Annotated in this window: 20 protein-coding genes; 8 read left to right on the top strand and 12 right to left on the bottom strand. The window is 42.3% G+C overall.

Annotation, left to right across the window (positions count from 1 at the left end; genetic code table 11):
* Window positions 1-233: 233 nt before the first annotated feature.
* Entirely contained in the window at window positions 234-3,116 is a 2,883-nt protein-coding gene (gene ileS, locus V7L31_RS02955) for an isoleucine--tRNA ligase (protein WP_334694868.1), read from the bottom strand.
* Window positions 3,117-3,295: 179 nt separating this feature from the next.
* Window positions 3,296-5,593, bottom strand: coding sequence for a response regulator (locus tag V7L31_RS02950; protein WP_334694867.1), 2,298 nt, complete (start codon window positions 5,591-5,593; stop codon window positions 3,296-3,298).
* A gap of 228 nt (window positions 5,594-5,821) precedes the next feature.
* Here V7L31_RS02950 and V7L31_RS02945 point away from each other — a divergent pair, with 228 nt between their 5' ends.
* The 4 genes from V7L31_RS02945 to V7L31_RS02930 all read left to right on the top strand — a co-directional run bounded on the left by V7L31_RS02945 (window position 5,822) and on the right by V7L31_RS02930 (window position 11,661).
* On the top strand, window positions 5,822-6,292 hold the full coding sequence (locus V7L31_RS02945; RefSeq protein WP_334694866.1) for an NADAR family protein: 471 nt from the start codon (window positions 5,822-5,824) through the stop codon (window positions 6,290-6,292).
* A gap of 554 nt (window positions 6,293-6,846) precedes the next feature.
* Window positions 6,847-9,603 (top strand): GAF domain-containing sensor histidine kinase, encoded by a 2,757-nt coding sequence (locus V7L31_RS02940; protein ID WP_334694865.1) that lies wholly within the window; start codon window positions 6,847-6,849, stop codon window positions 9,601-9,603.
* Between the two features lie 571 nt (window positions 9,604-10,174).
* Window positions 10,175-11,122: an NAD-dependent epimerase/dehydratase family protein gene (locus tag V7L31_RS02935; RefSeq protein WP_334694864.1), complete on the top strand. Its 948-nt coding sequence runs from the start codon at window positions 10,175-10,177 to the stop codon at window positions 11,120-11,122.
* A gap of 236 nt (window positions 11,123-11,358) precedes the next feature.
* The gene (locus tag V7L31_RS02930) at window positions 11,359-11,661 is read left to right on the top strand and encodes a hypothetical protein (protein WP_334694863.1); all 303 of its coding nucleotides are present in this window, start codon (window positions 11,359-11,361) and stop codon (window positions 11,659-11,661) included.
* Window positions 11,662-11,736: 75 nt separating this feature from the next.
* On the opposite strand, the gene V7L31_RS02925 is transcribed toward V7L31_RS02930, so the two are convergent.
* Together V7L31_RS02925 and aat are read right to left on the bottom strand one after the other, a co-directional pair.
* Entirely contained in the window at window positions 11,737-14,265 is a 2,529-nt protein-coding gene (locus tag V7L31_RS02925; protein WP_334694862.1) for a mannose-1-phosphate guanyltransferase, read from the bottom strand.
* 253 nt (window positions 14,266-14,518) lie between these two features.
* Window positions 14,519-15,094, bottom strand: coding sequence for a leucyl/phenylalanyl-tRNA--protein transferase (aat, locus tag V7L31_RS02920; protein WP_334694861.1), 576 nt, complete (start codon window positions 15,092-15,094; stop codon window positions 14,519-14,521).
* Between the two features lie 102 nt (window positions 15,095-15,196).
* Here aat and V7L31_RS02915 point away from each other — a divergent pair, with 102 nt between their 5' ends.
* Window positions 15,197-15,526, top strand: a complete 330-nt coding sequence (locus V7L31_RS02915) for a hypothetical protein (protein ID WP_012410384.1) — start codon at window positions 15,197-15,199, stop codon at window positions 15,524-15,526.
* 84 nt (window positions 15,527-15,610) lie between these two features.
* Here the strand turns inward: V7L31_RS02915 and rpsN are convergent, their stop codons facing one another.
* From rpsN to V7L31_RS02885, 6 genes are all read right to left on the bottom strand, one after another.
* Window positions 15,611-15,913 carry a 30S ribosomal protein S14 gene (gene rpsN / locus V7L31_RS02910; RefSeq protein WP_292724399.1) on the bottom strand — a complete coding sequence of 101 codons (303 nt, stop codon included), beginning with the start codon at window positions 15,911-15,913 and terminating at the stop codon, window positions 15,611-15,613.
* A gap of 77 nt (window positions 15,914-15,990) precedes the next feature.
* Complete coding sequence (gene nth, locus V7L31_RS02905; RefSeq protein WP_334694860.1) at window positions 15,991-16,662, bottom strand: endonuclease III; 672 nt, start codon at window positions 16,660-16,662, stop codon at window positions 15,991-15,993.
* Window positions 16,663-16,685: 23 nt separating this feature from the next.
* On the bottom strand, window positions 16,686-17,786 hold the full coding sequence (rseP, locus tag V7L31_RS02900; RefSeq protein WP_334694859.1) for an RIP metalloprotease RseP: 1,101 nt from the start codon (window positions 17,784-17,786) through the stop codon (window positions 16,686-16,688).
* A gap of 104 nt (window positions 17,787-17,890) precedes the next feature.
* Window positions 17,891-19,171, bottom strand: a complete 1,281-nt coding sequence (gene serS, locus V7L31_RS02895; protein ID WP_334694858.1) for a serine--tRNA ligase — start codon at window positions 19,169-19,171, stop codon at window positions 17,891-17,893.
* A 193-nt stretch (window positions 19,172-19,364) separates the two neighbouring features.
* On the bottom strand, window positions 19,365-19,682 hold the full coding sequence (locus V7L31_RS02890; protein WP_334694857.1) for a hypothetical protein: 318 nt from the start codon (window positions 19,680-19,682) through the stop codon (window positions 19,365-19,367).
* 195 nt (window positions 19,683-19,877) lie between these two features.
* A complete protein-coding gene (locus V7L31_RS02885; protein ID WP_334694856.1) occupies window positions 19,878-20,456 on the bottom strand; it encodes a DUF3611 family protein in 579 nt (192 codons plus the stop codon).
* A 598-nt stretch (window positions 20,457-21,054) separates the two neighbouring features.
* Between V7L31_RS02885 and V7L31_RS02880 the strand changes: the two genes are divergently transcribed.
* Window positions 21,055-21,402, top strand: a complete 348-nt coding sequence (locus tag V7L31_RS02880) for a PadR family transcriptional regulator (protein WP_334694855.1) — start codon at window positions 21,055-21,057, stop codon at window positions 21,400-21,402.
* A gap of 134 nt (window positions 21,403-21,536) precedes the next feature.
* Window positions 21,537-22,067, top strand: a complete 531-nt coding sequence (locus V7L31_RS02875; RefSeq protein ID WP_334694854.1) for a cofactor assembly of complex C subunit B — start codon at window positions 21,537-21,539, stop codon at window positions 22,065-22,067.
* 448 nt (window positions 22,068-22,515) lie between these two features.
* Here V7L31_RS02875 and V7L31_RS02870 read toward each other — a convergent pair whose 3' ends face one another.
* Entirely contained in the window at window positions 22,516-22,833 is a 318-nt protein-coding gene (locus tag V7L31_RS02870) for a DUF3155 domain-containing protein (protein WP_099100497.1), read from the bottom strand.
* A gap of 285 nt (window positions 22,834-23,118) precedes the next feature.
* Between V7L31_RS02870 and V7L31_RS02865 the strand changes: the two genes are divergently transcribed.
* The gene (locus V7L31_RS02865; RefSeq protein WP_334694853.1) at window positions 23,119-24,468 is read left to right on the top strand and encodes a GAF domain-containing sensor histidine kinase; all 1,350 of its coding nucleotides are present in this window, start codon (window positions 23,119-23,121) and stop codon (window positions 24,466-24,468) included.
* Window positions 24,469-24,536: 68 nt separating this feature from the next.
* Here the strand turns inward: V7L31_RS02865 and V7L31_RS02860 are convergent, their stop codons facing one another.
* On the bottom strand, window positions 24,537-25,778 hold the full coding sequence (locus V7L31_RS02860; protein WP_334694852.1) for an S-layer homology domain-containing protein: 1,242 nt from the start codon (window positions 25,776-25,778) through the stop codon (window positions 24,537-24,539).
* Window positions 25,779-26,030 lie beyond the last annotated feature (252 nt).

The raw sequence follows: 26,030 nt of genomic DNA, 5'->3' as shown, positions 1-26,030 counted from the left end.
CATCTTCAGTAAAAATACTAGATTTTTTTGTTCTAAAATATATTGCCCTTAGGACTTACGCACTTTACAAAATGACTATAATGTGTATTACGTAAAATATCTATTTTCAGCGCTGACTCAAAAGACCTCTCCCTCGTTTTACTACGTAAAACAATCCCTCTCCGATTTGGAGAGGGAAAGACTGGAGATTTAGTTAAAAATAGGGAGAAGTTCGGCGAATTAACGTATATTTACTAGAATTCTCCGGCTAAGGCGGCAACGCATCGTTCGCAAATTAAGGGATGTTCTGCTGATTCTCCCATACGAGTAGAGTAGTTCCAACAGCGATCGCATTTTTGCCCATCTGCCTTTACTACAGCAATTGTCCAGTCTTCTGTCTGCGCGGTGTATTCTAATCCTTGCAACCCTTGAGCCGAATCTAATAATTCCACCTGAGAAGTCAGCAATAAATACCGCAGTTCGTCAATCCCGTTACCTTTAACAGGATTAAAGGCTTTGATAGCATCGCCTAACTGTTTGTGAGATATATGAATCAAAGCTTTGGCTTCCAGGGAAGAACCAATGAGTTTTTCTATCCTGGCTTGTTCTAAGACCTTATTAACATCGGTGCGGAGTTGTCGCAGCGCTTGCCAAAATTCTGCTAACTCAGGATTACGCCATTTTTCCTCTACCTGAATCCAACCGGCTTCAAACACTGATTTGTAAGGTGTTTTGTAAGGGAGATATTGCCAGATATCTTCGGCGGTGTGGGATAATACTGGTGCGATCGCTCTAGCTAAATTATCTATTGCTATCTTCAGCACCGTTTGACAACTGCGACGGCGGAAAGCATCTTTTGCACTAATGTAGAGTCTATCTTTGGCAACATCTAAATAGAAGTTGGATAAATCTACGACGCAGAAATTCTGCACTGTTTGGAAGAAGCGGAAGAATTGGAAACTCTCAAAAGCTTCTGTTACTTCCTCAAACACTTCGGTGATGCGGTGCAACATATAACGGTCAAGTTCTGGCAATTCTTCAAAGGGGACTGCATCTTTTTCGGGGTCAAAATCATCCAAGCTACCCAACAAAAACCGTGCTGTATTGCGAATTTTGCCTCTAACATCATTCATCTGTTTGATGATGTTTTTCCCAATGCGGACATCGCCGGAGTAGTCTACCGATGATACCCATAATCGCAAGACATCTGCACCGTAGGCTGGTTCTACTTTTTGATTTTTCCCGCCTTCAATAATTGTATTGGGGTCAACCACATTACCTTCTGACTTACTCATCTTTCGCCCTTGTTCGTCCAAAGCGAAGCCGTGAGTTAGCACAGTTTTGTAAGGTGCAATGTCATTTACCGCTACACTGGTGAGCAAACTTGACTGGAACCAGCCGCGATGTTGGTCGGAACCTTCCAAATATATCTCAGCAGGGTAGTGTAACTCTGAACGCTGTTGAGCGACAGCAGCCCAAGATGAGCCAGAATCAAACCATACATCCATTGTGTCTGTACCTCTGCGGTACGACTTGCCATTTTGGCGATAGGATTCTGGTAATAATTCCTCAACCGAAAGTTCCCACCAAGCATCAGAACCTTTTTCGGCGATGATTCCTTGAACGTGATTGATAATTTCCTCATTCAGCAGTGGTTCTCCCGTGGCTTCATCGTAGAAAACGGGAATGGGTACACCCCAAGCACGCTGACGAGATATACACCAATCGGAACGTTCCGCTACCATTGGCGTGATGCGATTTTCACCTTGGGCTGGAATCCATTTTACCGTGGCGATCGCCTTTAGTGCTTCTTCTCTAAATCCTTCCACCGAAGCAAACCATTGTTCAGTCGCGCGGAAAATCGTTGGTTTTTTCGTCCGCCAATCATAAGGGTACTTGTGGGGATATGCTTCTTCTTTCAACAAGGAACCAGCAACCGTTAATGCATCAATTACCGCCTGATTTCCATCACCCAGCACATTTAACCCCGCAAATTGTCCCGCTTCTTCGGTAAAATTGCCATTGTCATCGACTGGTGCAAGGATGGGCAAACCGTAGCGCTGACCAACAATGTAGTCTTCTTGACCATGACCAGGTGCAGTATGTACCAACCCAGTACCCGACTCAGTTGTGATGTAATCACCGCCCACAACAATCGGACTTTCGCGGTCAAATAGAGGATGACGGTAAGTAGTATGTTCTAAATCATTCCCCTTGAACGTGGCTTTTAGAGTTAACTCAACTCCCAACGTTGAAGATAAACGTTCTACTAAGTCAGCAGCAACAATCAGGTATTTGAAATTACTCTGCGCCTGTGCTTCTGGGTGGGAAACTTCCACCACTGCATAATTCAAATCCGCGTTCACCGCCACAGCCAAATTCGCCGGAATTGTCCAAGGTGTAGTTGTCCAGATAGCCACACCCAAATCTGACTGATATTCCGCCAACAGTGGTTTTACAGCTGACGCCAAACTCGTGATTGGGAAAGCTGCATAGATACTGCGGGAAACGTGACCTTCTGGATATTCCAACTCAGCTTCCGCTAAAGCTGTTTTAGAACTAGGACTCCAGTGAACCGGCTTCAAACCGCGATAGATATAGCCTTTTAAGAACATCTGACCAAATACGCCAATTTGAGCCGCTTCGTATTCCGGCTTCAGAGTTAGATAAGGGTTGTCCCAATCGCCCCAAATACCGTAGCGTTTAAAATTTTGGCGCTGGTCGTCTACCGTAGCTAGAGCAAATTCTTTCGCTTTTTGCCGCAGTTGTAAAGGTGTTAAATTCTGCCGTTCTGCTGACTTCATGTTCTGCAAAACTTTTAACTCAATTGGCAATCCGTGACAATCCCAGCCAGGAACGTAGCGAACTTTACGACCTTTTAGTAGTTGGTAGCGATTAATAATATCTTTGAGAATTTTATTTAAGGCATGACCAATATGGAGTGAGCCATTAGCGTAGGGAGGCCCATCGTGCAGTATAAATAATTCGCCGGGGTTATTTTCAAAGAGGCGATCGTAAATTTTATTTTCTTCCCAAAATTTTTGGATTTCAGGCTCGCGCTTGATGGCGTTTGCCCGCATATCAAAGTTAGTCTTGGGTAAGTTTACAGTATCTTTATAACTTCCTGGTTCGGTCACAGTCTCATGCCTAAAATTAGGGTGTGCAGGTTCTATTAATTATAGAAGATGGCATGAGAAGAACTGAGGGCTGAGTGATGAGTAATGAGTAAAAATACTAGTCCCAATCCCCAGCCCCCAGTCATTTTCATTCAAGGCTGTGAAACTTGTTTCATCGGGACTGCCTTTGTTGATCGCAATTAAAAATTACGCCCAGCGGCAACTTGATATAGTGATTGGATCGTTAGTCCATCACTGGGGTATTCAACTACAGCAAAATTACATGTTACCTGAAAGCGATCGCCATCGAAGGCTGTAAATATTTGCTGACGGAGGGTAGTTAAAATGTCGTTAAGGCGATCGCTGATTTCTGTTTTGGTTAACCCAGAAACTCCCATGACAAATTCACCATTACCCCAATAACCCAGCACTTCACCACTGCAAAATCCCAATTGAAATAAACGACTCCATCTTTGCAATACCTGGTTTCCAGCCTGATGACCATATTTAATATTAATTTGCCGAAAATCAGTCACGCTTAAAATCGCCAAGCAAACAGATTGCTGATTTTTCTCGGCTTGAGCAATTAGATTCTGCAAGTCGCGGTTAGACTGAAACTGATTTGCTAATCCGGTTAAAGAATCTTTGCTAGAAAGGGACTGTAGTAAACGGCTGCGTTCTAAACGATGGGTAATGCGTGCCAACAATTCTGCCCCAACAACAGGTTTAACCACATAATCATCGGCCCCAACAGCAAACACTTGCTGCACAGTTTCCATCTCTCGGTGAGCAGTCAGAAACACAATTGGTAATTCCTGCCATCGGGGATCGGTACGAACTGCTTGGCAAAGTTCGATACCAGTGACATGAGGCATTTCTACATCCAAAATCAACAAATCTGGTGCAGTAGATTGCAGTACTTCCCAGAAACGTAGCGGATTCTCTAATCCGGTCATTCGTATGCCCCAAGGTTCTAACATTGGGCGCAGTGTTGCTAAAATTAGCGGGTCGTCATCTACTGCTAGTATATTTACCCGTAAAGAACGAGTGCGTTGTAATAGTTGAGACGAAACATCCCAAACCTGAGCAGCTGTTACAGGCTTAACCAGAAAACCCCGCGCCCCGTACTGAGCGAAAGTTACCCGTTCTGCTAACTCATCAGTGGCAGCCAGCACGAGAACGGGTACGGGTGGGGTACGTGTTGCTAAGTCCGAAAGTAATGCCAAGCTTTCTTTACGCCACCCGGCATCATCGACATTTAAGACTACTAAATCGGGTGATGTGGTTTGTAGAACGTTTTTTGCCTCCTCTAAGTTGGAGATTTGCTGCCAGCCTTCAACCAGTTGTTGCAGCTGATCGCCTAGTTGCGGATTGGGGTCAACTAATATCAATCGGGTACTAATTTCAGGTGCGATCGCACCTGAAATCTGGTTATCTGCATTTTGCCCCATCAGATTGATTAAGCTACCCAAATCTTCAATCAGTGACAGCAATTGCCGCTTTTCACCTGCGGCAAAATCACCATCTTTACCTAAAATTTGTTCAATTTTCCGCGCTATTTGAGTGCCATTGTCTTGCTCAAACATTCCCAAGACACCAGCTAGTTTGTGCGCCTCTCGTTCTGCCGATTGCCGCAATTCTTTAGTCAGCGTTTTACTTGATAATGCGGCTGCAAATTCTTGCAATACGTTCAACCGCTGCACCATCAACCCCTGATATTGCTGCCACAAGCCGCCCATTGCTTGCTTAAACTGCTGTTCAACATCACGACTAGGGATTTGAGGTTTTTCTTTTTCCCGTTGCTTCCTGCTCTCTGCTGCCTCTCCTCTTCCAGGATTCAGCCGATATCCCAAACCATAAACATTTTCAATCCAGTCTACTGCTCCAGCGGCTTTCAACTTTTGTCGTAAATATTTAATGTGTGATTTTACAGTCTCCTCTTGGGGTGGATCGTCAAAAGTCCACAGGTGTTCAATGATATCCCCCCGACTAAAAACACGCGATGGATTCCGTAGAAATAACTCTAGTAAGCTGTATTCTTTGGCTGTTAATTCCAGCAGTTTGTTGTTATATTTAACCTCGCAACTACTAGGGTCTAGTCGTAGTGCGCTTACTTCCAGTATTGGGGTACGGGGGCGATCGCCCCGACGGATTAGTGCCCGTATCCGTGCTTGCAGTTCTTCCAAATCTAAAGGTTTGATCAGATAATCGTCTGCACCTGCATCAAGTCCCTGAATCCGTTCTCTATTACCATCTTTCGCCGTCATCAGCAAAATGGGAGTGAAACAACCACCAGAACGCAATCGCTGACACAATGTAATACCGTCCAGTTTCGGAAGTCCAACATCTATTAGGAGCAAGTCGTAGTTAGTACTTTGCGTATATTCCCAACCCATTTGTCCGTCTTGTACTACATCAACAACATAATGTTGTTTAGTAAGCGACTTCAACAAGACACTTGCTAAAACCTCTTCATCTTCGATTAGCAAGATTCTCATCTCACCTGTCCAAAATATAATTTGCTACTTCACCCAAAAAAATAGTACTGTAGGTGGTTATTTTGCTACAAGAAAAAAATATCATAAGTTAGCTGGTTCCAGGAATTGTGTAAAGTTGTATAAAATAATTCCCTTAACCTAATGTTAAAACCCTTCATCCTAAGGAACGGTTTTGAATCCTAAACTTTCAGTTACCCTGAAATTGATATATGAAAGAGCAATTTTAAAATGACCATTTACTTTTATAAGGTTTGGCAGCCTTATGGCTGTTTTTCTAACTTTTCTCCCCACGGAATCCACATCGAGGGTACTTACTGGCCAACGGTTGAGCATTATTATCAAGCACAAAAGTTTGTCGGCAGCACAGATGCAGCAATTATACCCCTCATCCATGCCGCTGCCACTCCAGAAGAAGCTGCCATTTTGGGAAGATGTAGCACTCGCCAACTCCGTCAAGACTGGAATTTGGTCAAAACTCAAATTATGCGAGAGGCTGTACTCAAAAAGTTTCTTACTCATACTGATATTAGAGAAGTTCTCTTGAAGACAGGTGATGAGATTTTGGTGGAAAACTCCCCAACCGATTCTTTTTGGGGCTGTGGTGCTAATCAAGCTGGTCAAAACTATCTCGGTAAAACTCTCATGAGTGTGCGTGAAGAAATTCGGAATTTACTATCTTTAACGATAGTTTACGAATAGTTTAATCAAAATTGTTACATTCAATATAAAGTCAGCAATTAAACGGGGAATTTAGAAATTCCCCAGTCAAAAATATTTAAAAAAGTTACCAATAATTTAGGAAGTGATTTTAAAAAATCTTAATTAATTGAATTCATGGGCAAAAATGATCAAAAATATTTTTAATTTCACTAAATTATTGCCTAAATAATTTAAGTGAAATTACTGGAATAGTTTAATGGGTGAGAATATAAAATTAATAAGTGTCAATGATTAAACTTTTCTGAACTTTAGATTTGAGATGATACTTAAAAGTCTTTAATGATACAGCGTTTTGATATCTCTCTAAATCCACTTTAGAAGGGCTACGGGGATCAAGCAAAATATCTGATGCTTTTCAAATATCCTCTGAATCCATTTCCAAAAGTATTTACAATAAATGAATGTACGCCTCTAGCAATAAATTTGTAGTGGAAAATCCTGGAAATATGGTGAAAATCAAAGCATTGTAAGTTAGAAATTACTATCAGAGACGATTATAAAAAATTATACTTTAATTGTGGCATATACCAGTAATGACACTTAGCGATAAACCAAACGGATTGCAGCAAAGTTTAGTAGACCAAGAAAGTTTACTGCACCGGATGACAAAACAGATCAGGCGATCGCTCGACCTTCAAGAGATATTAACGACTACTGTGAGCGAAGTGCGTTTATTTTTGGGTGCAGATCGGGTAAAGGTATATCGCTTTGATGCTGATGGTAGTGGTGAAGTCATCGCTGAATCTATTTATGAGCAACGTCTGCCGTCTGTATTGGGGTTACGCTTTCCAGTTCACGATATTCCAGAAGCCGCCAGAGAGATGTTTTTGTTAGCTGGGCAACGCTCAATTGTGGATGTGGCAAATGAGAAGATTGGGCTATCGCCTCTACAGTCAAAAGAAACTGGTAAACGTCTACAAACTAATATCTACTATCGGCAGGTAGACCCATGCCATATTCAATACTTAAAGGCAATGGGCGTGCAGTCTTCATTAGTAGTGCCAATTTTACATTGCGATCCACAAGAACAATCAGCAAAAGCGAAATTGTGGGGATTATTGGTATCTCACCACAGTGAACCGCGAGAGATTTTGAAGCGGGAACTAAAAGTATTGCAGCAAGTTGTTGACCAGGTAACGATCGCGATCGCTCAAAGTAATATACTCACCACAGCCCGCGCCAAACAAGAGCGAGAAGCTACTATTAATCGAGTTACCACACTATTGCATAAACTGCCGACAATCCAATTACAGGGAGCGCTAGAAGAAGTTATTGTTGCCTTTAGTGGAGTCGGTGGCAGACTTTACATTGAACAGACTGGAGAACTATATACTTGGGGCGACCAACCGACACTTCCTTACGAATTAGATAACAGTATTCTCGAACAGCATCCCATCTGGCAAAACTGGATGGCTGAGTGTAAACAAGGTGATATTTGGTCAACCCCTGATCTATACAAAGAACCACGTTTACGAGTTTTGGCTTTAGCGTTTCGTTCTACTCAAATTCGCGGACTCATGGTGATTCCTCTACATTACCGTGAAGAATTTATCGGTGTATTAAGTATTTTTCGCTCTGAATTTGAAACAGAAATTTTGTGGGCGGGACAATGCGATCAAAATCGGCGACAACTATTACCCCAGGTTTCCTTTGATGTTTGGCGAGAGCAAAAAAAGGGACAATCACCTGAGTGGAAGCCAGAAGACATCTTATTGGCACAAGCCTTATGTGAGCATTTCTCAATGGCAATTGAGCAACAACAGATGTATAAACAGGTGCAAGCCCTGAATGCCAACCTAGAACAGCGAGTGCAAGAGCAAACTGCTGAACTGGAAAAATCATTATTGTTTACCAAAGTACTCAAGCAAGTTACAGAGCATATTCGCCGTACATTAGACCTACAGAAAACCCTACAAACTATCGTTCGGGAAGTCCGTTCCCTACTAAATTCCGACCGAGTGCTGATTTTTGAACTGAAGAGTAAATCGGTAATTGTGGAAGAGATTAATGGCGATTGGCAGTCAGTTATAGGAGTGAATGCACCACTAGAATGCTTTCCTGATGAGTATACCCCTCTATACTTTCAGGGCCGGGTACGGGCAATTAACAACGTTGCAGCGGATTCTTTAAGTGATTGTCATCGAGAGTTTTTGGAAAGTCTGCAAGTGCAAGCAAACTTAATAGTTCCGATTAATATAGGTATTGAACTATGGGGTTTATTAATTGCCCATGAATGTGAGGCTCCCAGAAATTGGCAAGATGCAGAAATTGATTTATTGCAACAGTTAGGAGATCAAGCTGCGATCGCTATTCAACAAGCACAACTCTACAAACAAACCTACGATGCTGAAATTGAAGCTAGAAATCAAGCTGTTCAGGTAGAGCATACCCTACGTGAACTCCAAGAAACACAGACAAGATTGGTTCAGACCGAAAAAATGTCTGGCTTGGGACAGTTGATAGCAGGTATCGCTCACGAAATCAATAACCCCGTTAACTTTATTTACGGTAATCTCTGCCATGCCGCTGACTACACCGAACAACTCCTAGAAATTTTACGTCTCTACCGACTACACTATCCCCATCCCCATCCTGAAATTATCGCCGCGATCGAAGCGATCGATTTTGAATTTTTGATAGAAGACCTCCCCAAAATTCTGACATCAATGCAAGTAGGAAGCGATCGCATCCGTTCAATAGTGTTGTCGTTACGCAATTTTTCTCGCTTAGATGAGGCTGAAAACAAGCGCGTAGACATTCACGAAGGTCTTGACAACACCTTATTAATTTTGCAACATCGGCTAAAAGGAAGCGCTGGATCTCCACGCATTGAGATAATCAAAGACTATGGCAACATTCCACGGGTAGAATGCTATGCCGGTCAAATGAATCAGGTATTCATGAATATTTTCAGCAATGCCATAGATGCTTTGGGAGTGGCGAGTCGAAAGTGGGAACTAGGGAATAGGGATGAGGGAGATGAGGAGAATAATTCATGCCCAATTCCAACTATTCAGATTTCTACTAAAGCCTCAGCAGACAACTCTCGTCTGTTGATTCGTATTAGTGACAATGGGACTGGAATGACTGAAGAAGTGAAAAAGCGAATTTTTGACCCGTTTTACACTACCAAACCCGTAGGTAAGGGTACAGGTTTGGGACTGTCAATTAGCTATCAGATTATTGTCGAAAAACATGGGGGAATAATGGAGTGCATTTCAGAACCAGGCAGAGGTACAGAGTTCTGGATTGAGATTCCCATTAAACCTCCAGCCAAAATAGTTAACTAAAGGTAGAGGAGGTAGGGGCACGGGGCATTAGTCTCAACTTAACGCGAAACCGCTTGTCCGCCGGGAATTGAAATTCCCGTCTCATCGCTAAAGTCATCTTCAGATGACTAGATATCGCCAAAAATCTCCAGTCTACTTCAGTAGACTTTAGCTAAAAGCCAAAAAAATTTATTTTTGAAGTAATAAGTAATAAGTAATTGGTATCACTTATTACTTATTACTCATTACTCATTACTCATTTATTTATTTCCGGGCGGGCATGGAAGCCAACAGTTAAGCTATTTCCAGCTTAAGTTGACACCAATGAGCATTGCTGTGCCCTTACGACAGATGTGGTTCAAATACATGAAAACTGCTGTAAGCAAAGATGTAATCAATGTTATTAATAGCAATAATTCAATAAATATACTTAGGGTTTTAAAGTATAAGTATAAAGCTTAAGTGTTTATAATGATTTTTTTAAGCATTGAAATAATTGAGTAAAAAATCATCTTCAGGTAATGACGATCATTGATTACAAGTATTAACCTGTGAATATGCAGATTAATGAAAATATCAAAAAATAAGCAACATGGCTAAAATTATTATTACTGGAGCCGCTGGCTTTATTGGCTCTCATCTTACAGAAACATTGCTGCAACAAGGGGAAGAAGTGATCGGGATTGATGAATTCAATGATTACTACGATCCGATGTTAAAGTTTAAAAATATTGCACACTTACATCAGTCACCTGGCTTTACTTTAATTGAAGGAGATATGCAGTTTTTAGATTGGCAGCAACTCCTAAAAGATGTTGATGTAGTTTACCATCAAGCAGCCCAAGCAGGTGTCAGAGCAAGTTGGGGTAAATCTTTTCGAGGTTATACAGAACGAAATATTAATGCTACACAAGTTTTGCTAGAAGCAGCTAAGGATGCTAAACACCTGAAAAGGTTAGTGTTTGCTTCTTCATCAAGTGTATATGGTGATGCGGAAACATTACCTACCCATGAGAGAATTTGTCCTCAACCAGTTTCTCCTTACGGCATTACGAAGCTAGCAGCGGAGTTTTTATGTGAAGTGTATCACAAAAACTTTGGCGTACCCTGTGTGGCATTGCGTTATTTCACAGTTTATGGCCCTAAACAGCGCCCAGATATGGCATTTAATAAGTTTTTTAAATCCATTTTGCAAGATGAGGCGATTCCTATTTACGGCGATGGACAGCAAACGCGGGAGTTTACCTTTGTTAGTGATATCATTGCCGCTAATTTAGCAGCCGCCACCGCACCCGAAGCCGTGGGAGAAATCTTTAATATCGGTGGTGGTAGCAGAGTAGTTTTAGCAGAAGTTTTGGATACGATTGAAGAAATTGTCGGAAAACCAATTAAAAGAAACCACATAGAAAAGGCGATGGGAGATGCCCGCCACACGGCTGCTGATGTATCTAAAGCGCAGAAACTCCTGGGATATCAGCCGCAAGTTTCCCTAAGAGAGGGTTTGACACGGGAATGGGAGTGGATTAAGTCGTTGTATTAACTTTAGACAAGTAGGGATTGGGTTTTAGGTTTTATCTAACAGTCAAGCAGGCTTTTGTATTAGGCCGTTTCAGCAAAAGTTAGACATTAAGTAGATAAACAAAATTAATTACACAATGACTGTAATTAATTCTGTCCGCTTACTTATGATATCCTCACAAAACATTCCTGGTAATTACTGGTTCCAAAAATCACTTCGGTACAGGAAGCTAGAGGAGGTAAATTTTTTCTGGATATATGAAATTAATCCAAATACTAAAGGTAGCTGTAATTCCTGTTTTGACTGTATTTAGCTTTGTATCTACATCCAATACAGCACTAGCTGACTATTTAAATAGTCAGGGTTCAGGAGGTAATTACCGTTATGAATTATGGTCTAGTGATGATAACAGTGGTTACTACTTGAAAATTTGGTCATCTAAAGCAAGTCAAAACAGTGACGCACACTCCACAACTAGAGCATTTGCTTCTAGTAGAGAAGCTCTAATTTATTTTGATTGCAATTACGCTGAGAGAAGTTTACCAGAATGTCCGCGATGAGAATTGTGAACACCTCTCAGCATAATTCGTAATTACTAATTCGTAATTCGTAATTCTTTAATTACGAATTACGAATTACACTTCTGCGGGTTGATATTCTTGTTGTCTTTCCACAAACGACTGGACACGAGCGCGGTAGTTTCTCACAGTCTCATCTACCCATTCGCGATCGTTGCTATTTGCATACAAATGCACCAGTGGTTCGCTGGCATCTGGTAAAACTAACAGCCAACTGTCATCATAAGGTTGACAAATTTTCACTCCATCGATTAACTCTAGGTTTTGGGCTGGGTGAGTTTCCACTAAGTAACGCATCAAAGCACCCTTAGCTGTCCACGGACAGCGGACTGTATAAGTTTTGTGAATTACACGGGGTAATTCCGATCGCGCCGCCGCAAGCGATCGCTCTTGTATAGTCAACATCTCAATGATCTTGGCAATGCAGAACATAGAATCAAATCCCGGATGCAGTTGCGGGAAAATAAAACCAGTCTCTCCACTACCTCCCAATACCACATTTGGGTTTTTCTGACAAGCCTCCATTAAAGCTGTCGGGTTGGCTTTGGTGCGAATCACTCTGCCATCATGGCGACGGGCGACTTGTTCAATCGCACTGGAAGCATGAACTGGTACTACTACTGTTCCTCTGGGGTTAGCCGTCAGAATCATGTCTACCATCAGTGCAGTTAAAGTTTCTCCACGAATTGGGTAGCCTGATTCATCAACTAAAATTAGTTGTTCCCCATTCGCGGATACTTGCACGCCAAAGTTAGCTTTTAATGCTTCCACAACATGGCCTAATTGAGTCAGCAATGCTTCGCGGTCAGTGATTGACATTGCCGTTTTATTGACACTGGCATTCAACACTACTGCATCAGCGCCAAATTTATCTAACATTTGGGGTAAAACTGCCCCTGATACGGCATAAACATAATCAATCACCACTTTTGCCCGACTGTTGCGGAGTGTATGAACATGCAACAATTTTTCAAAAGCAGTGCAGTAGCGCTCCATGACTTGGCTAGGATAAGATACATCGCCAATTTCATGAATTAGCGCCCGCCGCATATCTTCCTTAAAGTAAGCCCCTTCAATTTTCTTTTCCAGGGCTTTGGAGATATTAATCCCCTTGGCATCCATGAATTCAATCAAAATGTAATCAGGGCGATCGGGGTGTACTCGCACATGGATACCACCAGCTACCGACATTGTGGGTATAACTGTGCGGGCAATGGGAATAGCTGTGGCATCGAGATTTTGAATATCAATACCTACTGACATTAAACCAGCAATGAGCGATCGCGTCACCATCCGAGAGACATTACGCTGGTCGCGGGAAACCGTTACTTTAGAACCAGGTTTCAATGTAGAACCGTAAGCAGATCCCAATTTCACGGCGAATTCTGGGGTGATGTCGATATTAGCTAATCCTTGGACACCACGTTGCCCAAATAAATTTCGTTGGGCGGTGTTTCCCCAAATCAAGTTAATGTTTAAAACTGCCCCTGACTCAATCTTTTTACTAGGCCAAACACGCACACCAGGGCTAATTTGGGCTTCTTCTCCCACCGTGGAAAGGGAACCCACAACAGCAGCTTCTAATACATGGGCGCGGCGGTCTACACGAGTGCCACGGGAAATTACACAGGCCGAAAGATGTGCTTCATCGCCAATAAATGCCCCATTCCATACTATGGGACGTTTGAGATTAGCATCAGCGCCAATAGTGACATTATCCCCAATTACGGTTCCCGCCTCAATTTGGACTCTTGCACCGATGCGGCAATTATCACCAATCACTACTGGGGTTTCAATCACAGCCGTCTGGTCAATGTAAGTATTTTGGCCTACCCATAACTCATGAGAAATTTCTTTGTAGGCAAAATCGAGATTGACTTTCCGATCTAGAGCGTCATACTGAGCTTCCCGATAGGCATCTAAGTGACCGACATCACACCAGTAACCTTGAGCAATGTAACCATACATTGGCTCATCTTTTGCTAATAGTAAGGGGAATAAGTCTTTGGAAAAGTCACATTCAATATTTGCTGGCAGATATTCCAAAACTTCTGGTTCGAGAATGTAAGTACCAGTATTGACGGTATCAGAAAAAATTTCACTACTAGAGGGTTTTTCTAAAAATCGCCGAATTCGCGCTTCCTCATCGGTAATCACCACCCCAAACTCAATCGGGTTGGGAACCCTGGTTAAAATCAAAGTAGCTTTTGACTTCTTTTGTTTGTGAAATGCGATCGCAGCTGTAAGGTCGAAATCTGTTATGCTATCACCGCTAATGACTAAAAAAGTTTCATCAAGAAGTTCGGCAATGTTTTTCACACAGCCGGCTGTACCCAAAGGCTGATCTTCTTCAACCGCATAAGTCATTTGGACGCCAAAATCGCTGCCATCTTGAAAATAGTCTCGCAAGACATCAGGTAAATAATGCAATGTCGCAATAACTTCCGTAATTTGATGTCTTTTGAGGAGATTGATAATATGTTCGGCAATTGGTCGATTTAGAATCGGCACCATCGGTTTCGGCAGATCGCAAGTTAATGGGCGAAGCCGCGTTCCCGAACCCCCTGCCATCAGTACTGCACGCATAAATTCTCCTTAACTAGTTACAGCCTTCGCTACTGCAAGACTTATGAGATATTTTTTATTCTTCCTTCTTTAGTCTCCTATGGATATTGAGATTTGAGGAACTTCCATAAGATGCATCTAGATTGGGGTATTGGGCATCTGACCGAAACAGATTGAAGAATTCAGAAGTCAGAATGAATCTGTGCGGGATTAGACCTGCCAATGGAAACCATTAATCAAACCACTTATTAAATATTAATAATTTTGTCATTATTTATACTAATTTACAAACACGTTGTAACGCTTGTTGAAGTAGCATTTGATATTCTTTATCCCCAACCCGATAAGCACCAAACCTTTCCAAATGGGGATTCATCATTTGGGCATCAAAAAACACAAATTTCCTCTGGCGCAATCTTTCTACCAACTTCACCATCGCTACCTTTGAACCTTCGGGAATGCGGTAGAACATCGACTCACCAATCAAAGCGCCACCAATGACAATCCCTAAAATTCCCCCAGCTAGTTCCTCACCCTGCCAAGTTTCAAAACTATAAGCATAACCATTCTGGTAAAGTAGCGAATAAATCTCTCGTAATTCTGGTGAAATCCAGGTTGTCTCTCTGTCAGCACAGCCAGCCACCACAGCTTGGAAGTCTTGATTAATCGCCACACTAAACCGTTCTTGATTGATAACGCGCTGTAAAGACTTCGGGTAGCGAAACCGTTCATCCAAAGGAATCAAAGTCCGATCGCGACTTCCGTACCAACTCAGGCGATCGCGTTCATCAGCCATGAGAAAATAGCCTTGTGCATAGCCCTCAACAATAGCGGCGATATCATATTGCATAAATAAATATAAAAAAACACTCTTAGAAACGCAATTTGATGCTAACAGTCAACCTCAGCATTCCTCTGCGTTTCCCTCCGCGTCCCTCTGCGTTTAAAAAAAATGACTCAACCAATTCCACCCATCACCCTACCACCACCCGAAAACCCTCTGCTCGAAGGTGAATGGTTACGAGAACGCCTACAACGGTGGCTAGATACAGAATTTATCCCCGAAGCAGTCAACCAAAATATTGCCCAACGAGCCGCACAGATTTTTGTGCGTCAACGGATGGAAGGAGAAAACGACCTTGGTTCTCTGGTAATTGCCATTGTCACAGAGATGCAGTCCTATGATTTTTCTAATAGCTTTTACGGAGAGTTTGCGATCGCCAACGCCGTCAGCGATCTACTCTTAGAAAGTCTGGGAATTGATAAGTGTTGTGGTCAATAATATTTTGTCATTTGTCATTTGTCCTTTGTCATTTGTTCTTTACCAATGACTAATGACTAATGACTAATGACTAATGACTCTCGACTACCAGCTAGACTTAACAACTCCAGGTAAAAGACCTTCATGCGCCCATTCTCGCAGTACGTTCCGAGACAAACCAAAATCGCGGTAAACACCTCTAGAACGACCAGTCAACCAGCAACGGTTGCGGTGGCGGGTGGGCGCACTATTCCGGGGTAGCTGTTGAATCTTCCGGTGGATTTCTAGCTTATCCAAAGGAGATGCTGCACTTCTGAACTCTTCTAGAAGCGCTTCTCGCTTGTCAGCATACTTTTCTATCAACCTGGTGCGCTTTTTCTCGCGCTCAATCAAGCTCTTTTTTGCCATAAATTCTCTAACTTAATTTAAAGACACCGTTTTCCATTCTACAGTCTCGCCATCAATTCTGGGGTTACTTGTGTCGCTTACCCTACAACTACTGGCTGATTCGCAGCAGGACATAAATCAGCAAGCTCACAAGCAAAGCAAGCGGGAGAGCGAGCTTTACAAATAGCACGACCATGATAAATCAGCCGAATTGACCAATTTTCCCAATCAGGCTGGGGCAATAGACTCATTAAATCTTGTTCAATGCGAACGGGGTCTGTATGTTCAGTTAAACCCAAACGTCCGCTGAGGCGCTTGACGTGAGTATCTACTGTCACGCCGGCATTAATGCCATAAGCATGAGCCAATACTACATTTGCGGTCTTCCGCGCCACACCTGGAAGCTTTAATAATTGCTCCATTTGGTTGGGGACAACAGAGTTAAACTCGGTGACAATCATCCGACAGGCGGCTTGAATGTTTTTGGCTTTGTTGTGATAAAACCCTGTGGAACGCACCAAACTTTCTAATTCTACCAAGTCAGCAATCGCTAAACTTGCAGCATCAGGAAACTTACCAAATAAAGCTGGTGTTACCTTATTCACTCGCTCATCAGTACATTGAGCCGAGAGAATCGTTGCTACCAATAGTTGTACTGGTGTTGAGTAATTCAAAGAGCAGGTAGCATCTGGATAAAGACGCTTCAGACGAGCTAAAATTTCTAGCGATCGCTTCTTTAAAGGTGAAAGTTTCTCTTTCCTACTCCCCACTCCCTATTCCCCGCTCTCTATTTTCATTGGAATAATTTTTGTACCCACTCCAATTGACTAGTTAATTGGGTAGTTTCTTTGACAATCAGAAAAATTCCTAACCCTAAGAGTAGCACCAAACCGGTTTGCATTACGCCTTCTTGAATCCGGGCAGGTACGGGCTTACCGCGTAAACCTTCAATCAGCAGAAAAGCTAGTTGTCCGCCATCCAAAGCTGGTAAAGGCAAAATATTGATAATAGCCAAGTTAATGCTGATAATTGCTGCAAAAGACAACAGATTTACACTATTATCCTCAGCTAATTTCGCGCCTATTTTGACGATATTAACGGGGCCAGAGACTTGTCCAGCAGTTTGTTGAAAGTTGGTAATTAACTGACCAAAACCGCTGAGTGTCCCAACAAATAATTGTTGAAATCTATTAGCAGCAAGACCGAAAATTTCAAAAGGACTATTAGGACGGCGATAAATTGCTGTAGCATTTGGACTAAGTGCCACACCAACTACACCTTTGCCATCGCCTCCCAGTTTTGGCGTTAATTTCAGGGTTTGTTGTTGATTTTCACGCAGAATTTTCAGTTCAATTTGCTGATTAGGATGAGTTTGAATTTCTTTTGTCAGCAAAGGAGTTGATTTATCAGAAGCCGGGAGTTCTTGACCGTTAACAGCCAGAATAATATCTCCTTCTCGAATTCCTGCTTGATAGGCAACAGATTCTTGATTAACAGGCTGTACAAGGACACCAGCTTGATAGGTTAATTCCTTGGGAATGCCAACAATACCCAATTGCAGAGCCAACACCAAGTAAGCAAATATTAAATTGGCGATTACTCCGGCACTGATGACAATCGCCCGGTCTAAAACTGGACGGTTACGCAGCAGATTTGGGTCATTGGGTGGAACATCGCTATCGGGGTCATCATCGGGAAAGCCGACAAAGCCGCCCAAAGGAAAGGCGCGGACAGCATATTCGGTTTGTGAACCTTGGTACTTCAAAAGAACTGGGCCAAAACCCAAAGAAAAACGGTTAACGAGAATGCCTTGAGAACGTGCTGCAACAAAATGCCCCAACTCGTGTACCAAGATCAAAACAGCCAAGACTGCGATCGCTGCTAAAACTGACATAGAGTAAATTTAGTGAAGATATTAAGCTATAGTTATCTCCATTCTAATTGGGCATTGGGTATTGGGCATTGAGCATAGGTCATTAGTAAAAAACAAAGGACAAATTACAAAACTTCACGTCCCAAGTAAGGTTGCAATACTTCTGGTATCTTCACCGTTCCATCAGGTTGTTGATAATTCTCCAAAATTGCTGCCATTGTCCTTCCCACTGCCAAACCCGAACCATTCAGAGTGTGTACGAACTGAGTTCCTTTCTTCCCCGCCTCTTTGAAGCGAATATCAGCCCGTCGCGCCTGGAAATCTATAGTATTGGAACAGCTAGAAATTTCGCGGTATTTGCCAGAAGAGGGCAACCAAACCTCTAAATCATAAGTTTTGGTAGAGGCAAATCCTAAATCTCCAGTACTTAAATTTACTACTCGGTAAGGCAACTTCAACGCCTGTAAAATTGCTTCTGCATTCCCTACCAATTTCTCCAATTCATCAAAAGATGTACTGGGTTCGACAAATTTCACCATTTCCACCTTGTTAAACTGATGCAGGCGAATTAATCCCCGCATATCCCGCCCATAACTACCAGCTTCGCGGCGAAAACAGGGAGTAAAAGCACAGTGGTAAATAGGCAAATCTTCAGCAGCGAGAATTTCACCCCGATAGAGATTTGTAACTGGAACTTCCGCTGTCGGAATCAGCCACAAGTCATCATCAGCGCATTTAAAGCTTTCTTCCGCAAACTTGGGTAACTGACCGGTCGCCGTCAAAGACTCAGTATTCACTAACAACGGCGGACTGACTTCTACATACCCAGCTTGAGTATGGAGACTCAGCATAAATTGAATTAATGCCCTCTCCAATGCCGCACCAGCACCCATTAATGTCACAAAGCGACTTTGGGCAACTTTTACAGCTCGTTCAACATTGAGAATACCCAGCTTTTCGCCAATTTCCCAGTGAGGGAGAATATTCGCATTTTGGGGAATATACTCATCACCCCAACGGCGCACTTCTACGTTATCTTCCTCATTCTTTCCAAGGGGTGTAGAGTCGCTTGGTAAGTTCGGAAGTGCCAAGACAAGTTGAGCAATTTCAGCTTTGAGGTCTTTTTCTTGGGGTTCCAGTTGACTCAACGTCGCTTTAACAGAGTTACCTTCATCCCGCAAAGCTTGAATTTCTGGGTCTTGAGGATTGATCCCAGATTTAATCTTCTGACCGACAATTTTACCAATTTCGTTGCTCCGGGCTTGGAGTTGACTACGCGTCCCCTCAAGTTCCCGTTGTTGCCGATCTAACAGTAATATCGGTTCGATGTCGTATTTACCACTACGACTATTCAATCGTTCTTGAACGAATTGCGGATTTTCTCGTATTTGCTTGATATCCAGCACAGATTTTTCTCAGTTTTTAGCCTATTATCTTTTTGTCAATACAGTTAACACATAAGCATCCAGCATATAGTAATTTCGGTTTGCTATGACTGGAAAAACAAAGTTTTTTAGAAAAATTAGTCTTAACCTATTATCAAAATTTTACCCTAGCATCATTGCCAGGGCTACGAAAGCAGATAATGCATTTAACTAATCATGGACTGGTATTTGAAGTCACTGTCGTTTCAGCAACCTGAGCTAAAATTTGACCATTGCCATTAGCGTTTTCAGTTGCGGAAAACGTCTTTTGAGTGATATTCGGTGGTTCCTTCTCGTCTCTATTTTGCCCAGGTGAAGGTAGCCAGTACGCAAGTACACTTGATAAACCACCCCAGTAAAGCGCAATATTCTTCTCATCCCCTAGTGAACCAAGTTTGAAAATGCACAGTCCCAGTACGATGCTACTAAAGAAAACCTGTACGCCAAATCTCCAAGCTTCTTGATTAAATTTCCGTCCTGGTTGATTTTTCATAGTGTAAGACTTCCAAAAAAGATGTTTATCATCCCTGTGCCACTTTTTAGCAGGATGTTTTTTTCAAATAATCTATAGTTGTCTTCACACCTTGGGCTATATGTTACGGAAAAGTAGAATAGGATTACGCAATTAATTTGCTAAATAAAAAAAGATCAGGGGAAATTATTTACTCTCCCCGACTCCCCACTTGTATTAAGGACGATTAATGCGATTGAGTAACCAAAGTGACGCCACCAGCCCTGCAAAGTGGGCTGAGACAGTGTTGGTGTTTGCCTGTACTACAAGCATATCTAGACCGCTAATAATCCGGGTAGGGTCAAAAAATTGGGTAGTTATCGCTTGCGGAGATATGGATCGTGCTACCAGTGTGCCAACGATCGCCTGCGCCCCCAAAAGAGTCACTAGCGTTCCCCCTAAATTCACCCACACCCCTAAGCGTAATACTTGCACAGTCTCGCTTTTCCGAGGGCGGTTGCTGGGATTGGAGGATTCTAATTGCTTGCCAATTCTCGTATAACGGTAAGCTAAATAAATCCCCCCACCCAAAACAACCAGTCCACAAATTGCTAAAAATACACCAAAGCCAGTCCCAGGATTATTACTAGGACTGCCAGTTCTTTGATTAAAGACGGCGAACAGCAGCACAATTATGCTAGAAACAACGCCTAGTACTAGCTGAATCCAGAAGCTAATCCAACCTGTCAGGCGAAAAGTTTGGGCAATTGCCCGCAGAGTTGAGGAAGATGATGGGGCATCAGGAGTTTGTGACATAGTACCAATGTGCTGCGCTTGATTAAGGGACAAGAGTAAACAGGAACGTGGGGACATGGAGAGTTTTTTACCCACCTCCCTTGTGTCTTATTTGATAAATTTACTATCACACTTGCCACAAGAGACAGCAATGGTTGCTACTTAAGTGTTTTCACTGGCGTAGCAGCTTTAACCCAGACATATCCCTTAGCGTAAGCTTTGATAATCCGCACTGGGAAAATTACTGTAAAACAAAGTGTTTATTAACATTTACAGACAAAATAGCATTTTACCTGTAAAATTTCTTCGATGGCATTTTATTGCTTAAGCTGTTCTAACCACTTTGGCATCACTTAACACCAAGATAGTGACTTCGCCACTGTCTGTTCGCTCCTCAACACACTGTATCGAGCTTGGGTAGGGATACATTATTTTGTACCCCTAGAACTCGCAAACTCTTCCCACAACTTCACAGATGTGGGTGATTATTTGGTGTTTACGCAATGGATATCTAGTCTAAGTAGCTTTATATGTACTACTCACTTAGCAGTAGCACTGTATACTGACTACAAGGATTGTAGACCTTACCCTAAGGCATTTTTTTAGCCATTCACTAACCATGAAACTTGAGGATATATATCATTTTTTTGAGAATCCTCCGCCAACTTACCTTTGTCAGGAACTTGCAGTTTGTTACATACTGTCTGTTTTATTACAAGGTGAATCCTACGGAACCGAGTTGATCGAGCAATTAGAAACTGAGTATCCCATCTATCGACTTTCAGATACCGTACTTTATAGTGCAATCAAATTTCTGGAAGACCAAGGGGCAATCACTGGATATTGGAAGAAACTCGAAGGACGAGGACGCCCCAGGCGGATGTACCAAGTTTCTCCCGAATGGCAAGTTCAAGCTCAGGATTTAGCTGTTCTTTGGCAACACTACATTAACGGGAGGACAAAGTAATAGGATTTTAGATTGTGTAAGAGTCGCTGGTAATCGCTTTTTGGCACTCTATTTGTCGCAATCATTGTTCAAATTGGTATAACGAATAATTGATAATGAATAAGTCTCCTCCAGTCAAACATTAACAATTCGTTATGGATACTGCTATTCTGCCATCTACGTTCCTGCTAACCTTGTTGTTATCGGTTGGGCTGTTTTTCTTTATTCGTGCCTCGACTAAAGACCGCACAGAAATAGTGCAACTGGTATCCGAGCAAGACGAAGCTGCTTTGATGTCTCAATTAAAAGAGTATTTTCGATCGCGGTCTTACCGAGTGGCAGCGGTAGACCGAGAACAAAACCAAGTGACTTTTGAAGGTTTTGTTCGCCCCAGCTGGTTCTTAGCTATATTCCTAACTTTACTTGCAGCTACCGGGATTGTTTGTTTATCTCTGGTTGTATCCCTGCTTTTTCCTCGCCTGAGTACTGTTGTTCTGGCGATGGTTCTGCTGTCGCCTTTAAGTGGTCTATTTTATTGGAAAAAGTCTGGAAGACTTGAGAAGGTGTCGCTCAAAGTAGAAACAACTCAGAGCGAACAAACCTCCTCAAGTAGGATCACCGTAGTTGCCCATCGAGATGAACTCAGTGAGTTGCAAAGGACTCTACAGTTAAAGCCTGGGAAATAATTGTTGATTTTCGTGACCATCTTTTAACTATGATATGCAGACTTCTGACCTGACCTACTCTTTAGGCAATGGAAAGTAGGAAGGAGGAAATCAAGACCACTGCTTTGTCAGTTTTCCCCACGACTTGTGTCGCGGGGAAAAAATTTAAATTCATTAACTTAAATTCATTGACAGAGCTTTCTCAATATCTACGGCATAAGAGCGCAACTTCACTAGCACTTTTAGACGCGCCTGGCTCCATACCAACTCCCTTCTGCATCATCAAAATAGTATCAACCCATGCAATCTAGCGTGGTTTGAGACAGGTTTACTTTCCAACTACCTGGACTAGATTTACTGGCAATCAGCTACAAACTAAAAAAAAATTAAATTTTGCATAAACTTAGCAATTTTGCCAGTTAATGATAGTCAGGAGCCACATTCAATGCCTAAGATGACCATTGATGGTTCACCTACCAGCTAAAGCAAGAGGTTCCTGACCTGGCGAAGGTTCTAACACCCTCAAACTAGGAAACAAGAAATGGTTTTCCTCTACGTATTGAGCACCAAACAGTCCCTTTTCTGCCCAGAAATAACGATCTGTAGTGTGTTCATTGCGCTTTACGAGTAGCAACGCTGGTGGCAAAATCCCTTCAGCTTGAATGAATCTTCTCGCTGCTGTCACAGGCTTTTCTTCGCCACTTTCGATGCTATATTGAGGCACGTGTTCCAAAATGCGCCGTCCTTCCTGACGACGACGACTCTTCCTTTTGCGTCTCCTTGCCAATCTATTGTCCTCCTCTTTCAAGCTATAGATTGTAGTGATAGCTACAAAATCCGTCGTCATTATATAGGTTCTAGTTCAGAATATCAATAGTTTTTAACCTTTTAATATAAGAAAGTTAATATCTTTGAAAATAGACAAAACAAAATCACCTAAGAATATAATCCCTTAGTAGAAACCATCTCTAAGAAAATTTTAGTTAAGCTTTATTAAATGAGTGAGGTAAAAATTAAGTATCCTCTCTTACATCATGCCTCAAAATCTATAATCTTGAGCAAGAGCTAAAAAATGTTAATGTCTGCCAGTTCCGATTTTCTTGCTCTGTGTCGAGAGCAAATAGCGCTGCTAACCCAAGGGCTGGGAGCAACTTTAAGTATTGTGTACTTAACACAAGAATTGGTAGAAACTCCTGCGGGTGATGCAAAACTTATTCCTGTGGTGATTTACCCAGAAACGGCATTATTACCACCAGGGGAGGAGACTGCTGAAGCGACGGCATACAAGCAACTTCAAGTTGGAAATGTGTTTGTATTACCCAATCATCAGGGAAGGTTATTGACAGCAGGTTTAGAATCTCCAAATTCGTCGGGAGAGTCTGAGATACCAGATGCGTCTCAACCCGATCTAAAAGAGGAATACCTACTTAGTGGCAACCAAATTGTTTTACCTCTGGTCTATGAGGGTGTGATGATGGGGTTACTAGTGACAGGTAGAAAAGATCGGGCGTGGAATGAACATGAGCAAAGTCAGATTCAACGGATAGCCCAAACATTAGCGATCGCTTGTATTTTAGATCAGAGACGAGCCTGGTTTGAGCAGCAGTTGCGCGAGCAACAAATTCTCCAAGAAAAACAGCAGGATTTACTGGATAACCTGTTGCATCAGTTTCGTAACCCATTAACGGCGTTGCGGACTTTTGGCAAACTGCTGTTGAAACGACTACGACCAGCAGACGCTAACCGAGATGTGGCAAATAGTATTGTGCGGGAAAGCGATCGCCTCCAAGAATTACTGCAACAATTTGAGCAAGTAATTGACTTGACGGAGGCAGATTTAGCACCATTACATCTGACAGAAGATGAAGTATTTGTAGAAGCAACTATCCAAAAAGACGCGAAACCGCCGCTATTATTACCGGGAACAGGAGATAAAGCAGTTGACTGCTCCCTAGCAGATATATTAGAACCATTATTAATATCAGCCAAAGCGATCGCCCAAGAGCGAAAGCTAAAACTCATAACTGAAATTCAACAAAATTCATCTCTAGTACGTGCCAACGTCAAAGCATTACGAGAGGTGTTAACTAACATTATTGATAATGCTTTAAAATACACTCCCACTGGTGGCAAAATTTTGATTCAGGCGGGGCAAAAAAAAGCGAATTTTCAGGGAATAGTCATTAGTGATAACGGGCCTGGAATTCCACCCCAAGATTTAGAACATCTTGGAGAACGACATTATCGGGGTGTACAAGCGCAAACAGAAATCCCCGGTACAGGTTTGGGGTTAGCGATCGCTAAACAATTAATAGAGCAAATGCAGGGCGAAATCGAGGTTTTCAGCCCTGCAATCAACTCTAAGCTAACTTCACCCAATGCACCGGGAACTACATTTATTATTTGGTTGCCGGAAGTTTAGAATTTGTCATTTGTCATTTGTAAAGACTAATGACCAATGACCGATGACCAATGACTAATGACTAATGACTATCTTAGTGAAACCAACAAGTTTTGATTGATTGTCATTTGTAAATCGGTATTTGGATCAATAGCGATTAAGTCAACACTTTTCTTACCGAAGAACAGACCAATCAATGCACCGATACCAGCGCCACCCAAGACTTCTTCTGTGGCAATGGCGCGATCGCCTGTGACAGCAGATACCGCTGCGGCTGCACCTGCGCCTAATACAGTATTTCTGATAATTGCACCAGTACTAGTACCCTTGTTGACGGTTTCAGTTTTGGTAATCACGTTAGAACTAGCGTTAAGTTGATACTCTTGACCATTGGTTAAAACCAGTTTCTCAGCAATAAATTGAGAACCGCCTGTAGCCGGTTTGAGTTGACCAATAACTTGACTACCAGCAGGAATCACTACAGATCCGTCTTGCGTAACCACGTTTTGGGATACTGTCAATGTCAAAGGTGATGTTTCATCCTTTGTAACTAGAATTTTTTCTGCCTTGTCATACTTCACAGGAATAGCAGTCCCTTGAGCAATTGTCACTGATGTAGGTGTTGGGTTAGTAGATCCGACAGCCACAACATAGGGTGAGTTAATTGCTGAAGCTTGATTAGAACTAACCAATGCTTGGTAAATAAAAGCTGCTACCTGGGCGCGAGTGGCGGTTGCAGTTGGATTCAGGAACTTCACATTCGGATAGTTCACCACAATTTGCTTTTCGGTTGCTGCTGCGATCGGGCTACGGGCATAGCTAGCGATGCTAGAGGCATCATTGAAATATTGCAGAGTACTTTCGGTATTACCACTGGGGTTATATTCCAGACCGTTAGCGAGGGAAACTAAAACCTGTTCGCGGGGAATAGCTTGGTTAGGCTCAAAGCGATTACCAGGATATCCTGATAAGAAACCAATGGTATAAGCTTGCTGAATGGCACTGGATGCCCAATAGTTGCTAGGCACATCAGCAAAATTGATTGGCTGCCGTTGCTGTGCTTTTTGGAAAGCTTTATTGACCATCGCGGCAAATTGAGCGCGTGTCACCGGTTCTTCTGGGCGGAAGCTACCATCAGGAAATCCGGCAATAACACCTCGCTGTGACAATTGTTGAATAAATTGTGCTGCCCAATAGTTAGATGAAACATCAGAAAAAGTAGTTTGAGCTAAAGATGGCGAAGCTGTCATGAAAGGTGCTACAGTTCCGACTGTGACGCTCAAAGCCATAAGTGCAGCTGTTCTAGATTGCCAACGATTTAAGTTAAACATTATTTTTTACTCCAGTTCAATTAGTTTTTTTACTGTTAATTAATTAGACATTTACTAAAGTATTAGGTTCCATTCTTTTGTGCTTTTTGTAAAAGCCATTACTTTAGTCATATAGTGATAATCTAAAAATCTCCATGAGCCAGAGTAGATAATAGAAGTAGTATCATCACCCTATTACCTCTTGACAAAATTAGTATTCCAAATATTTATACTTAGTAAAGACGATACAGAGATAGAATAGTTGCCGAAAAA

Origin of the sequence: Nostoc sp., assembly GCF_036916655.1 — a bacterium.
Taxonomy (GTDB): Bacteria; Cyanobacteriota; Cyanobacteriia; order Cyanobacteriales; family Nostocaceae; genus Nostoc.
Note: the sequence above shows the minus strand (reverse complement) of the source record. Positions and strands in the feature narration are given on the sequence as shown.

Excerpts from the sequence above, each read along its gene's own strand:
- V7L31_RS02950 (WP_334694867.1), bottom strand. The coding sequence starts at position 5,593 with ATGAGAATCTTGCTAATCGAAGATGAAGAGGTTTTAGCAAGTGTCTTG.
- V7L31_RS02875 (WP_334694854.1), top strand. The coding sequence starts at position 21,537 with ATGGATACTGCTATTCTGCCATCTACGTTCCTGCTAACCTTGTTGTTA.
- V7L31_RS02930 (WP_334694863.1), top strand. The coding sequence starts at position 11,359 with ATGAAATTAATCCAAATACTAAAGGTAGCTGTAATTCCTGTTTTGACT.
- V7L31_RS02890 (WP_334694857.1), bottom strand. The coding sequence starts at position 19,682 with ATGAAAAATCAACCAGGACGGAAATTTAATCAAGAAGCTTGGAGATTT.
- V7L31_RS02940 (WP_334694865.1), top strand. The coding sequence starts at position 6,847 with ATGACACTTAGCGATAAACCAAACGGATTGCAGCAAAGTTTAGTAGAC.
- V7L31_RS02865 (WP_334694853.1), top strand. The coding sequence starts at position 23,119 with ATGTTAATGTCTGCCAGTTCCGATTTTCTTGCTCTGTGTCGAGAGCAA.
- rpsN (WP_292724399.1), bottom strand. The coding sequence starts at position 15,913 with ATGGCAAAAAAGAGCTTGATTGAGCGCGAGAAAAAGCGCACCAGGTTG.
- V7L31_RS02925 (WP_334694862.1), bottom strand. The coding sequence starts at position 14,265 with ATGCGTGCAGTACTGATGGCAGGGGGTTCGGGAACGCGGCTTCGCCCA.
- V7L31_RS02885 (WP_334694856.1), bottom strand. The coding sequence starts at position 20,456 with ATGTCACAAACTCCTGATGCCCCATCATCTTCCTCAACTCTGCGGGCA.
- V7L31_RS02935 (WP_334694864.1), top strand. The coding sequence starts at position 10,175 with ATGGCTAAAATTATTATTACTGGAGCCGCTGGCTTTATTGGCTCTCAT.
- V7L31_RS02945 (WP_334694866.1), top strand. The coding sequence starts at position 5,822 with ATGACCATTTACTTTTATAAGGTTTGGCAGCCTTATGGCTGTTTTTCT.
- V7L31_RS02860 (WP_334694852.1), bottom strand. The coding sequence starts at position 25,778 with ATGTTTAACTTAAATCGTTGGCAATCTAGAACAGCTGCACTTATGGCT.
- V7L31_RS02915 (WP_012410384.1), top strand. The coding sequence starts at position 15,197 with ATGACTCAACCAATTCCACCCATCACCCTACCACCACCCGAAAACCCT.
- V7L31_RS02880 (WP_334694855.1), top strand. The coding sequence starts at position 21,055 with ATGAAACTTGAGGATATATATCATTTTTTTGAGAATCCTCCGCCAACT.
- rseP (WP_334694859.1), bottom strand. The coding sequence starts at position 17,786 with ATGTCAGTTTTAGCAGCGATCGCAGTCTTGGCTGTTTTGATCTTGGTA.
- aat (WP_334694861.1), bottom strand. The coding sequence starts at position 15,094 with ATGCAATATGATATCGCCGCTATTGTTGAGGGCTATGCACAAGGCTAT.